Annotated in this window: 10 protein-coding genes; 1 reads left to right on the top strand and 9 read right to left on the bottom strand. The window is 63.7% G+C overall.

Annotated features, from left to right (window positions below; all coding sequences use genetic code 11):
• Window positions 1-93: 93 nt before the first annotated feature.
• From GRI42_RS04260 to GRI42_RS04290, 7 genes are all read right to left on the bottom strand, one after another.
• Window positions 94-822 (bottom strand): sulfotransferase-like domain-containing protein, encoded by a 729-nt coding sequence (locus GRI42_RS04260; protein ID WP_325065298.1) that lies wholly within the window; start codon window positions 820-822, stop codon window positions 94-96.
• Entirely contained in the window at window positions 819-1,757 is a 939-nt protein-coding gene (locus tag GRI42_RS04265; protein WP_160607106.1) for an aminotransferase class IV, read from the bottom strand. The genes GRI42_RS04260 and GRI42_RS04265 overlap by 4 nt, the downstream gene beginning before the upstream one ends.
• Window positions 1,754-3,553, bottom strand: a complete 1,800-nt coding sequence (locus GRI42_RS04270) for a cation:proton antiporter domain-containing protein (RefSeq protein ID WP_407692152.1) — start codon at window positions 3,551-3,553, stop codon at window positions 1,754-1,756. The genes GRI42_RS04265 and GRI42_RS04270 overlap by 4 nt, the downstream gene beginning before the upstream one ends.
• Before the next feature lie 82 nt (window positions 3,554-3,635).
• Window positions 3,636-5,048, bottom strand: a complete 1,413-nt coding sequence (gene lpdA / locus GRI42_RS04275; protein ID WP_160607107.1) for a dihydrolipoyl dehydrogenase — start codon at window positions 5,046-5,048, stop codon at window positions 3,636-3,638.
• A 167-nt stretch (window positions 5,049-5,215) separates the two neighbouring features.
• Complete coding sequence (locus tag GRI42_RS04280) at window positions 5,216-5,593, bottom strand: acyl-CoA thioesterase (protein ID WP_160607108.1); 378 nt, start codon at window positions 5,591-5,593, stop codon at window positions 5,216-5,218.
• Window positions 5,586-5,963 carry a hypothetical protein gene (locus GRI42_RS04285; protein WP_160607109.1) on the bottom strand — a complete coding sequence of 126 codons (378 nt, stop codon included), beginning with the start codon at window positions 5,961-5,963 and terminating at the stop codon, window positions 5,586-5,588. The genes GRI42_RS04280 and GRI42_RS04285 overlap by 8 nt, the downstream gene beginning before the upstream one ends.
• A 29-nt stretch (window positions 5,964-5,992) precedes the next feature.
• The gene (locus GRI42_RS04290; protein WP_160607110.1) at window positions 5,993-7,267 is read right to left on the bottom strand and encodes a pyruvate dehydrogenase complex dihydrolipoamide acetyltransferase; all 1,275 of its coding nucleotides are present in this window, start codon (window positions 7,265-7,267) and stop codon (window positions 5,993-5,995) included.
• A 130-nt stretch (window positions 7,268-7,397) separates the two neighbouring features.
• On the opposite strand from GRI42_RS04290, the gene GRI42_RS04295 reads away from it, so the two are divergent.
• The gene (locus GRI42_RS04295) at window positions 7,398-7,850 is read left to right on the top strand and encodes a universal stress protein (protein ID WP_160607111.1); all 453 of its coding nucleotides are present in this window, start codon (window positions 7,398-7,400) and stop codon (window positions 7,848-7,850) included.
• Here the strand turns inward: GRI42_RS04295 and rnr are convergent.
• Window positions 7,847-10,156: a ribonuclease R gene (gene rnr / locus GRI42_RS04300; protein WP_160607112.1), complete on the bottom strand. Its 2,310-nt coding sequence runs from the start codon at window positions 10,154-10,156 to the stop codon at window positions 7,847-7,849. The two genes, GRI42_RS04295 and rnr, sit on opposite strands and share 4 nt — an antisense overlap.
• A 12-nt stretch (window positions 10,157-10,168) precedes the next feature.
• Window positions 10,169-11,551 carry a M20/M25/M40 family metallo-hydrolase gene (locus GRI42_RS04305; RefSeq protein WP_160607113.1) on the bottom strand — a complete coding sequence of 461 codons (1,383 nt, stop codon included), beginning with the start codon at window positions 11,549-11,551 and terminating at the stop codon, window positions 10,169-10,171.
• Between the last annotated feature and the right edge of the window lie 24 nt (window positions 11,552-11,575).

Below are 11,575 nucleotides of genomic sequence, written 5' to 3' on the forward strand. Positions count from 1 at the left end.
AATGGTCCCTGAACTGCTCGCGTGCATCGTCACCCATATAGTATTCCACGGCGGAGCTCCTTTGCACGTGGAGCGCATAAAAATGCTGTAAGTTCAGGCGGTTATGCGATAGGTCGCCAAGGCCTCGTAATCTGCCCGGCAAGCTTCGGCCACTTCTTCGAATTCGGGCGCGAGATCGGGTAGGCCACCCGGGGGGGAGCCAAACCCGGTCGAGGCATTTACCTTGTCATACCAGTGAGTGCCCCAGATCCCGTCTTCGGGATGCGGTCCTTTTGTCCAGGACAACATTGTTGGGTCCCATTCAATACCGAGCCTTTCACACAGCTTCGCAAGAAGGCCTCCGGGGTTGTGGAGGATGTCACTGGTGTCGACCACCGGCGGTGCGTAACCCAACCGGTCGGATTCCATCTCGAAATACAATCGTTGCCGCGTGACCCCGAGATGCTCTGGCCGGATAGAGCTCCGCTTGTTGGCGTAGCTTGCCGCGACGCGGCGAGGATCCCGGATGAGGAAGGCGTGCCTGGTCTCGGGAAAATCCCGGATGTCGACCGGGCCTTCCATGTGGTGAGGCATATGTTTCTGATACCAGATCGGACTGCCGTCAGGACATTCGCCCCGCATCGCTTCGGCGACGGAGTTCCAGTCGCAGTCCATATCGGCGATTACCGCATCGGCCATGGGTTGGGGATCGCCGGTTTCCTTCAGATAGGCACCATAGAAAGGCTCGTCACTCACGAAGGTGTCCGGTCGAGCCCCGAAGCTGCGCATCATCGCAGTCGAAATGTTGCGCGGTCCCGACCACATGGCGATGCGGATGGTCACGGGCTGGCCCTGCCCTTCGTGTCCGCAGCCAGCCGCGCGAGATACAGCTTCTGGAGGCGTTCGACCATCGGCCCGCGCCGGGTACCAAGCACCCTGCCATCGATCTGTCCCACCGGGGCAACGCCGGCGAACGTGCCGGTCGTGAAAGCTTCGTCCGCGCCGTAGACATGCGTCAGCGAGAAGTTACGCTCGCGTACGGTAATGCCTGCCTCGCGTGCGACTTCAATGACCATGCCCCGCGTGATGCCGTCGAGGCAGTAGTCGCCGCTGGAGGTCCAGATCTCCCCGTCCTTCACGATGAAGAAGTGGGTGGAATTGCAGGTCGCGACGAAACCGTGCGGGTCAAGCATCAGCCCCTCGTCGGCACCCGCTTGCGCTGCCTGGATACACGCCGTGATGCAATTGAGCTTGCTGTGCGAATTGAGCATCGGGTCCTGCACGTCGGGATATCCGCGGCGGACATGGACCGTGGCGAGGCGTAGCATTCGCGTTGAGGTTTCGGGTGCGGGCTCCTTCCATTCCGGAATGATCACGATGGTCGCGGGCGTCACGACCACACGCGGGTCCTGGTAAGGTGTCGAGCGGATACCGCGCGTGCACATCAGGCGGACATGCACGCCATCTTCGGTCATGCCATTCGCATCGCAGACGGCGTAGAGCCGTTTTTCCAGCTCTTCACGCGTGACGCCAAGGTCCATAAGGATTGCCTTCGCGCCCCGCCACAACCGGTCGAAATGGCGGTCGAGGAAAGCGAAGCGTCCGGCGTGCATCCGGATGCCCTCCCAGACGCCGTCACCGAGCATGAAACCGCTGTCGAACACGCTGATCTTCGCATCTGGCCGTCGGTAATGGTCGCCGTTGATATCGATCCAGACGTTCTCGTTGCGCCTATCGGGGACGTACAGGTGGGTGCCGCGCTCTTCCTTGTCGGTCATTTGCCCCTCTTGAGGATTTCGTCCATCTGCGCGGTGAGGATCGGATCCCATTCGCTGCGCAGTTCCTTGACCCGCTGCATCAGCGGCTCGTTCTCGTGATACGGGATGTCCAGCCGGTAGAGACTGGCCACCTCGGGCATGAACCTACGGTCCATTTCTTCGAAGGCATCGGTCGCCGCCTGTGCCTGCTGGCGGTCCATGCCGAGCGCCTCGAAGGCCGAGCGGCCCATGCGCAGGCTGCTGTCGTAGGTTTCGCGAATGATGTCGCGGCAACCATAGGCCCACAGCTCGTAGACATGATTGCGGTCGATCGCGCGCGCGATGACGTGCAGTTTGGGATAGTGCTTGGTCGCGTACTTCACGAGCTTGTCGATCTGCTCACGCTCATCCATCGCGACGACCAGAAGCCGCGCCTTATCGATGCCGGCGGAGTGCAGCAGGTCTGGCCTTGTCGCATCGCCGAAATAGGTGCGGAAGCCGAACTTGCGAACGATTTCGAGCTGGTGGCTGTCATAGTCGATGACGGTGGTGGAATGACCCGCCGCTTGCAGCATGCGGTCGACGATGCCGCCTACCCTGCCCCTGCCCGCGATAATCACGGGGTTCTCTTCGTCGATCGTATCCGGTTCCAATTCGTCGCCCGTGCAGTAGGCATGCGCGATGAGCTTGTCGTAGAGGATGAACAGCAGCGGCGTGACCAGCATGGTGAGCGCCACGATGAGCAGCAACAGGTCCGCGAATTCAGGGGCGAAGACCGCATTGGCGACCGCGAAGGCGATCAGCACAAAGGCAAACTCGCCCGCTTGCGGAAGACTGAGACAGAACAGCCAGAGCGCCTGCCTCCTCAGACCATAAAGCCTCCCCACCACAAACAGCACGGCCAGTTTCGCCGCGATGGTGACGGCCGCCCAGAAGACTACGTCTTGCCAGACTTGCTGGGCGAGCACGAAGTCGATGCCCGCTCCCACCGTGATGAAGAACAGGCCAAGTAGCAGCCCCTTGAAGGGATTGATGTCGCTTTCGAGTTCGTGCCGGTATTCGCTCGTGGCGAGGACTACGCCTGCGACAAAGGCACCAAGCGCGGGCGACAGGCCGACGAGCGACATGAGAAGGGCAATCCCGATGACAACCACGAGAGCGGCGGCCGTGAACAGTTCGCGCAGGTTCGCCGCTGCGATGTAACGGAAAAGCGGGCGGATCGCGTAAATGCCGATGCCGACGACCGCTGCCACCGCCGCGATGCGCGACAGGGCGGCGAGCCACACCGACATGTTCGCCGTCAGGTCAAGTCCACCATGTCCTCCTTCGCCATGGCCGGTACCACTGGCGTAGAGTTCCGGCATGGCCAAAACGGGCAGCAGCGCCAGGATCGGAATCACCGCGACGTCCTGCACCAGCAGGACCGAGAAGCTGGCTTCCCCGCCTTCGCTGCGCAACAGGTTCTTCTCGGTCAGCGTCTGGACGATGATTGCGGTCGAGGAGAGCGCCAGCACCATGCCGATCGCCAGTGCAGTCTGCCATGGCTGGGCATCGATCAGGGCAATTCCCATGATGGCGAGCGTAGTCAGCACAACCTGCCCGCCGCCCAGCCCCAGCAGCTTGCCGCGCATCGCCCAGAGCCGCTTCGGCTCCATCTCGAGGCCGATGATGAACAGCATCATCACCACCCCGAATTCGGCGAAGACCTGAAGCGCCTCGACATCGACATTCAGCGCGCCCAGCACGGGACTGATCGCCATGCCGGCAAGGAGGTAGCCGAGCACCGAACCGAGCCCGAACCGGCTCGCCAGCGGCACGGCAACAACCCCCGCAACGAGGATCAGGAAGGCGAGGATCAGGAAACCGGTTATCTCGCCATCCCCCTAATTGCGGCGCAGCTCAGATATGCAGCGCCCTGCCGTAGCTCGCAAGCACGCTCTCGTGCATACTTTCGCTTATGGTCGGGTGCGGGAAGACGGTGTTCATCAGCTCCGCTTCCGTAGTCTCCAGCGTCTTGCCGACGACGAAGCCCTGGATCATCTCGGTCACTTCCGCGCCGACCATGTGCGCGCCGAGCAGTTCGCCTGTCTTCGCATCGAACACGGTCTTCACGAAGCCTTCCGCCTCGCCCAGCGCAATGGCCTTGCCATTGCCGATGAAGGGGAAGGTGCCCGCCTTGACATTGTAGCCCGCTTCCTTGGCTTTTTCTTCGGTCAGGCCGACGCTGGCGATCTGCGGGTGGCAGTAGGTGCAGCCGGGGATGTTGCCACGGTCGAGCGGGTGCGGATGGACGTCCTTGTTGCCCAATTCCTTGGCGATCGCCTCTGCAGTGGTGACGCCTTCATGGCTCGCCTTGTGCGCAAGCCACGGACCCGGCGTGCAGTCGCCGATGGCCCACAGGCCCTTGGACTTGGTACGGCCATAGGGATCGATCTGGATGAAGCCGCGGTCCATTTCGACCAGCTTTTCGAGGCCGACGTTCTCCGTGTTCGGCACAATGCCGATGGCGACGATGCAGTGGCTGAACTCGGTCTCGGAGACCTTGCCGTCCTTGGCCTTGATCTTGGCCTTCACGCCCTTGTCGGAGACCTTGATGTCCTCGACGCCCGCGCCGGTCATGATGGTCATGCCCTGCTTGGTCAGGCTCTTCTCGAGGAAGGCGGAGACGTCCTTGTCCTCCACCGGCACGATCCGGTCGAGCATTTCGACCACGGTCACATCGACCCCCATGTCGTTGTAGAAGCTGGCAAACTCGATCCCGATCGCGCCTGACCCGATCACAAGCAGCTTCTTGGGCATTTCGGCCGGCGTCATCGCATGGCGATAGGTCCACACGCGCTTGCCGTCGGCAGGCGCGAACGAAAGGTCACGGGCGCGGGCGCCGGTGGCGACAATCACGTGCTTGGCGGTGAGCTTTTCCTCGCCCTTCTCGCCCTTCACGGTGAGGCTGGTCGGGCCGGTCAGAGTGCCCGTTCCCATGTGCACCGTGATCTTGTTCTTCTTCATCAGGTGCGTGACGCCCTGGTTCAGCTGCTTGGCGACGCCGCGGCTGCGCTTCACCACCGCTTCGAGGTCGGCTTCGATCTTGCCCGCCACCTTCAGGCCATAGGATGCGGCGTGTTCCATGTAGTGCTTGATCTCGGCCGAACGCAGCAGCGCCTTGGTCGGGATGCAGCCCCAGTTGAGGCAGATGCCGCCGAGCAGTTCGCGTTCGACGATGGCGGTCTTCAGGCCCAGCTGCGCGCAGCGGATCGCCGCGACATAGCCGCCGGGTCCGGAGCCGAGAACGATGACGTCGTAATTGGTAGCCATTTGGATTTAGCCTTCGGTTGGTCCGACAGGATGGAACACTTGGAACACGGTCCTGGCACTAAAAAGCCGCCCGGACGCGCGAGGGGAAACGGAATAGGTATTCGGGTGGGAATGGCGTGCGGTCATGCGGCCATTCATGCCACGCGGCGCGGTGTGTAGGACAGCGCTCATGCCCACCGCTCCGCCACCGCGCGGGGACGGTTGTTCTCGTCGAGCAGTACGAATTTGAACGTGCCCTGCGCCACCTTGGTCTCGGCCTCGCCGTTCCGTTCGCGGGCGATGGCTTCGGCACTGATGGTGAGCGAGGTGTTTCCGGTCGCCACGATCTCGCAATAGACCGAGAGTTCGTCGCCCACCTGCATCGCGCCGGGGAAGGCGAAATCGGTAGCCGAGACGACCACCGCCTTGCCCTTACCCTCGCGGCTCGCGAGCGAGCCTGCGCCAAGCGCCATCTGGCTCATCAGCCAGCCGCCGAACACCCCGCCATAGGGGTTGAGGTCGGTCGGCATGGCCGTGACGCGGATGAGGGGGGAGCGGTTAGGCATTGCGGCGCTTGGACTCAACCATCTCGAACCACAGAAGAGCGGAAAGAACTCCTCCGAGGACACCGTAAAGAAGGGCAAGCGGCAAAACGGCCAGACCTAACCAACCAACGAGCATCAGGACCGAAGTCAGGGTTCCCACGATAGTTCCGACAATCAACATGACGCTCCGTGAGTGCGCCGTATTTGATTTTCGAAGAACTATCAGTGTCGGGAGACCAGCGACAAGGCCACCGATTGAAACGAACACGGTGATAAACGGCACCAAAAATAATGGACCAACGAAAAGGTCAGAAACGGTTGCTGAGCCATCGATCAGCGAAAGGAATCCTCCCGCGTATGCAAGGACAAGCGAAACCAAGATCGCAATCATGACAAATGCCCGGATTTGACCGGTAGCTGTCAAACCAGCAGCCCCATCGGGTTTTCGCACAGCTGCTTGAATGCCTCCATCAGCTGCGCGCCGTCCGCGCCGTCGATGGCGCGGTGGTCGAAGCTGCCGGTCGCGCTCATCACGGTGGCGACGCCCAGCGCGCCGTCGATCACCCAAGGGCGCTGCTCGCCCGCACCGACCGCGAGGATCATCGCCTGCGGCGGATTGATCACCGCGTCGAACTGCTTGGTGCCGAACATGCCGAGGTTGGAGAGCGAGGCGGTGCCGCCCTGGAATTCATGCGGCTGCAGCTTGCCGTCCTTGGCCTTGCCCGCCAGTTCCTTCATCTCTGTGCTGATCTGCGCGAGGCCCTTGCGGCCCGCATCCCGGATGATCGGCGTGATCAGGCCCGAAGGCGCGGCCACGGCGACCGAGATATCTTCCCGGGTGTACTGGAACAGTTCGTCGCCCTGGAAGCTGACGTTGCACTTGGGCACGCGCTGCATCGCGCGGGCGAGAGCCTTGATGAGCAGGTCGTTGACCGACAGCTTCACGCCGTCCGCCTCGAGGCTCTTGTTGAGTTCAGCCCGCAGCTTAAGCAGCGCATCGAGACGCACGTCCACGGTGAGGTAGATGTGCGGGATGGTCTGCTTCGCCTCGGTCAGGCGGCGCGCAATGACCTTGCGGACATTGTTGAGCTTCTGCGCTTCGTAAGGCGCATCGAGATCGCCGCCCATCGTCGCGGGTTTTGCCGGAGCAGGTGCGGGAGCCGCCGCATCCGCCTTGGCCGGGGCCGCGCCGGGGCTCGCACCCTCGACGTCCGCCTTGACGATACGGCCATTGGGGCCGCTGCCCTTCACGCCTGCAAGGTCGATGCCCTTCTGTTCGGCAATGCGCTTGGCGAGCGGCGAGGCAAGGATGCGGTCGCCAGCAGCTTTGGGTGCAGCCGCGGCAGGTGCCGGAGCGGGTGCGGGTGCCGCGGCGGGAGCTTCTGCGGCCTTGGGTTCTTCCTTGGGGGGATCACCAGCAGGAGCGGCGGATGCTGCAGCATCGACATCCTCTCCTTCTTCGGCGAGCATGGCGATGACCGTGCCGACCTTAACGCCTTCGGTGCCTTCATCGACCATGATCGAGGCGATCGTGCCTTCGTCAACGGCTTCGAATTCCATCGTTGCCTTGTCGGTCTCGATCTCGGCCATGATGTCGCCCGCTTCGACCTTGTCGCCCGGCTTCACCAGCCACTTGGCGAGCGTGCCTTCTTCCATGGTGGGCGAAAGGGCGGGCATCTTGATCGGCGTGGGCATGTGCTGACGTTACGTCCTCGCTGGAAATACTGTTGCTGCGACCTCTGACCAAATCGCAGCCGTATCGCAAGGTCCTTGCGCAGAATACGAATTAGCGGATAACCCACGCGTGCGAGAGGGGAGCCGGGGCATGCGCGTTTATCTGGTGGTGATGGACGAGACGGAGGAAGCACAGCGGGCGCTGCGCTTTGCCTCGCTGCGGGCGCAGCAGACGGGCGGATCGGTGCATATCCTCGCCCTCGTGCCGCAGCAGACCTTCAACGCTTTCGGAGGCGTGCAGGCGACGATCGAGCAGGAAGCGCGCGAACGTGCCGAGGTCATGGCCAACAATGCCGCCGGCAACATCTTCGCGGAAATGGGCAAGATGCCGGTCATCGCCGTGCGGCCCGGTGCGCCTGCCGATGTTATCAACAAGTACCTCGAAGAACACGGCGAAGTTGCCGCACTCGTCCTCGGCACGGCCAAGGCCGGCGGCAAGGATCCGCTGGTGCAGCATTTCTCCGCCCGGGCGAGCGAGCTGCCCTGCCCGCTCTACATCGTGCCCGGATCGCTGACTCGCGAACAGATCGACGCGCTGGGTTAGCGCTTCTTGCCGCGCCCCTGGTGGCGGATGTTCTTGGGCCGCCCGCGCTGGCCCTGCGAATGCTTCTGGCGGGGGGCGCCCTGCCCTTTCACGAACGGCTTCTTCTTGGGCGCAGGGCGTTCGCCGCGCCGTTCGATCGGCGCACCGTCGCTGTCGGGCACCTCAAATTTGAGCGCACCGGTCAGCGCGTTCGCCTCAGCCAGCTTGAGCTTCAGCCTGTCGCCCACGGCATAGGTCGTACCCGAGCTTTCGCCGGTCAGCTTCTGCGCCGCTTCGTCATAGCTGAAATATTCGCGGCCGAGCGTTGAAACGGGGACCAGCCCGTCGCCGCCCAGTTTCTCGATCGTGGCGAAGAAGCCGAAGCCCTGCACGCCGGTAATGCGGGTGTCGAACACTTCGCCCACGCGGCCCGACAGCCAAGCAGCGACATAGCGGTCGATGGTATCGCGCTCCGCCTCCATCGCACGGCGCTCGGTCTGGCTGATGGCATCGGTGATCTGGCTGAGCGCGGTCCTGTCACGGTCCGACAGGCCGGAGCTTTCCGGGATGTCATGGTTCTTCGGCCGCGGCTGTTCGAGCTTGTAGGCATCGACCAGCGCGCGGTGGACGAGCAGGTCCGCATAGCGGCGGATAGGCGATGTGAAATGCGCATAGCTGCCCAGCGCCAGGCCGAAGTGGCCCGCATTGGCCGGACCGTAATAGGCCTGCGTCTGGCTGCGCAGGACAGCCTCCATGATCAGCGCCTTTTCGGCCGGATCGGCAATGTCCTTGAGCATGCGGTTGAACAGGCCCGGCGTGATCACCTGGCCCAGCGCGAAATTGCGGCCCTGCGTGGCGAGATAATCCTTGAACGCGGTCAGCTTCTCGCGGCTCGGGGTTTCGTGAATGCGGTAGACGACGGGCGCCTTCTTCGCTTCCAGCGCCTTGGCTGCGGCGACATTGGCGGCGATCATGAAGTCTTCCACCACGCGGTGCGCATCGAGGCGTTCGCGCACGGCGATTTCCTCGATCTGGCCGGCATCGTTGAGGCGCACCTGCCGTTCGGGCAGTTCGAGGTCGAGCGGGTCGCGCGCCACGCGCGCCCGGTGGAGCAGCTTCCACGCGCCCCACAGGTGCTTGAGCACATCGTCGGCGCTGCCATCGTCGATGGCCTTCTGCGCGTCCTCATAGGCGATGTTGCCCGAAATGCGGACGATGGCGCGGGTGAAGCGCCAGTCGGTGACCTTGCCGTCCTTGTCGATGTGCATGTGGCAGGCCATCGCCGCACGGTCCTCGCCTTCGACGAGCGAGCACACATTGGCGCTGAGGATTTCGGGTAGCATCGGGACGACGCGGTCGGGGAAATAGACCGAGTTGCCGCGCTTCCTCGCCTCGCGGTCGAGCGCGCCGCCGGGGCGGACGTAGAAGCTGACATCGGCAATGGCGACGATGGCGCGGTAGCCGCCCTTGTCGTCGGGTTCAGCCCAGATGGCATCGTCGTGGTCGCGCGCGTCGGCGGGGTCGATGGCGACGATCGGCACGTCGCGCAGGTCTTCGCGCTGGTCCACGCTCAGCGGCAGGTCGGAGACGGCGTTCGCCTCCTCCATAGCGCCATCGGGGAAGATGTGCGGGATGCCGTGCTTGGCGATGGCGATGAGGCTGAAGCTCTTGGGCGCCAGCGGGTCGCCGATGACCTCAATCACCTTGACCTTGGCGCGAGGGCTCTTGCCCATGCGCTCGGCAAGGACGAGCTCGCCTTCCTTCGCTTCGCCGAGGTCACCGATGGGCGCGCTTTCGCGCACGCGCTTGTCGACCGGAGCGAGCCACGGCTTGCCGCCGCCGTCCATCTCGACGACGCCCATGAGCCCTTCGGTGCGGGCCGGGAGCTTCTTCATCGGATGGGCGATCCACCCGCGGTCGGTCTCTTCGGTGCGGGCAAGGAAGCGGTCGCCGCGCTTCAATGCGGCAAGTTTCTTGCTTTCCTTGACCACGAGGCGCGGCGGTTTCTGGCCGCCGTCGGTCTCCCAGTTCTCGGGCACGGCGACGGGCGCGCCATCCTCGATCTCGACGACCTTGAGCACGGTGACCTTCGGCACGCCGCCCATGCGGTGATAGGCGGTGCGCTTGCCGTCGATCAGGCCTTCTTCGGCCATGTCCTTGAGACGCTTTTTGAGCGCGATCTTTTCCTGCCCCTTGAGGCCGAATGCCTTGGCGATTTCGCGCTTGCCCGCCGGTGTCGGCGAACCCTGGATGAATTCGAGTATCTGTGTCTTTGAGGGCAGCCCCTGCGGGAGCCCCGTCCTGTTCTGTTTTTTCATGCGCGCCATATGGGGACGCGTTTACTCGGTTTCACCCTCTGCCGCAGCAATTGGTGCGAATTGTCCGGCGGGGACCGCGCTGGCGAAGGGGCTGCAGGCACCGCCCGAAGAGCAGGCGGCGACACCGAAGATCCAGTCGTCGCCGCGAACTGGTTCGATATGGCTGAGCTTGCGCTCTTCCATGGGCGTGGCCTCCCCGACAGGGGTTTCGAAAGCCATGATGGCCACCTGGTCTTCGCGCCATGCGGGCTCGTCTGTCCGGCGCTTGCCGACGAGGTAGTAGCTGGCGCCTTCCACGCCCTGCCATTCGATCAGCGTGTCGGTGCGGACCGCGGCATTGGCAGTCACGACCGGCGGCTTGGGCGTGCTCGCCAGCTTGTCGAGCGCACGGATGTTGAACTGCGTTACCTTGGCGAGATAGGGGAAATCCATCTCGTCGGGGGTGTCGCCATAGACCGTGCCATCCTCAGTGCGCAGGTCCTGGTGCTGGTGTTCGTAATCCTCGACCGCGACGGTGATGCGCACGGCGGGATAGCCCTTTTCGAGGAAGGGGATCTGGTCCCCGCCCCGACCCATGCGGTCGGTCCGCCAGATCTGGCGCACGTCGAGGACGCCTTCGGCCTTGTCGGCCAGTCCGTCGAGCCAGCGGGAGAGGTTGCGGCTCGGCGTATCGTTCTCGCCGCCTTCGCGCCGCTGGGCAGCGCGCAGTTCTTCGGTCAGGTCGGCACGCGGGCCTTCGGAGAACACGCGGACGTGCTCGTCGTCGCAATAGCCGTCGCTGCCGCAGGAACCGCCGACGATGTCGTTGTTGAGCACGGCCTTCACATCCCAGCCCTGCTCTGCAGCATAATCCGCCATCAGGCGTCCGCCGTAGAGGCCCTGCTCTTCGCCCGAAAGCAGCGCGTAGACGATGGTCACGGGGTAGCTGCGCTGCGATAGCTGCCGCGCCGCCTCCAGGACGAGGACCGTGCCTGAACCATCGTCGTTCGCGCCCGGTGCATCAACCTTCCAGTCGAGCGGGTCGGAGCCGCGGCTGTCGATATGCGCCTGGACGATGACGACCTCGTTCGGCCGTTCGGTCCCTCGCTGGATGGCGACGGCATTGCGCAGGCGCGTGGGCTGCGGGATGCGGCGGCCCTCGACCACGGTTTCGGGTGCCACGACTTCGAGGCAATCACCGCAAGCAGCACCGATCCGGCGGAATTCGGCAAGGCCCCAATCCACGGCAGCGCCGATGCCGCGCTTAGGATTGTCCTGTTCGGACAGGGTGTGGCGCGTGCCGAAAGCGACCAGCGTGTCGATATCGGCGCGCAGGCGCGCTTCGGAAACATCGGCAGCGGGATCGGCGTCCTGTGCAGCTAGAGGGGTGGCGACGAGTGCGGCTAGAAGGGCGAGCTTTTTCATGCCGCCTGTCTTCCGCAGAAGCGC

Source organism: Qipengyuania gaetbuli (assembly GCF_009827315.1).
GTDB lineage: Bacteria > Pseudomonadota > Alphaproteobacteria > Sphingomonadales > Sphingomonadaceae > Qipengyuania > Qipengyuania gaetbuli.

Excerpts from the sequence above, each read along its gene's own strand:
- GRI42_RS04265 (WP_160607106.1), bottom strand. The coding sequence starts at position 1,757 with ATGACCGACAAGGAAGAGCGCGGCACCCACCTGTACGTCCCCGATAGG.
- GRI42_RS04285 (WP_160607109.1), bottom strand. The coding sequence starts at position 5,963 with ATGATTGCGATCTTGGTTTCGCTTGTCCTTGCATACGCGGGAGGATTC.
- GRI42_RS04305 (WP_160607113.1), bottom strand. The coding sequence starts at position 11,551 with ATGAAAAAGCTCGCCCTTCTAGCCGCACTCGTCGCCACCCCTCTAGCT.
- GRI42_RS04290 (WP_160607110.1), bottom strand. The coding sequence starts at position 7,267 with ATGCCCACGCCGATCAAGATGCCCGCCCTTTCGCCCACCATGGAAGAA.
- lpdA (WP_160607107.1), bottom strand. The coding sequence starts at position 5,048 with ATGGCTACCAATTACGACGTCATCGTTCTCGGCTCCGGACCCGGCGGC.
- GRI42_RS04295 (WP_160607111.1), top strand. The coding sequence starts at position 7,398 with ATGCGCGTTTATCTGGTGGTGATGGACGAGACGGAGGAAGCACAGCGG.
- GRI42_RS04280 (WP_160607108.1), bottom strand. The coding sequence starts at position 5,593 with ATGCCTAACCGCTCCCCCCTCATCCGCGTCACGGCCATGCCGACCGAC.
- rnr (WP_160607112.1), bottom strand. The coding sequence starts at position 10,156 with ATGGCGCGCATGAAAAAACAGAACAGGACGGGGCTCCCGCAGGGGCTG.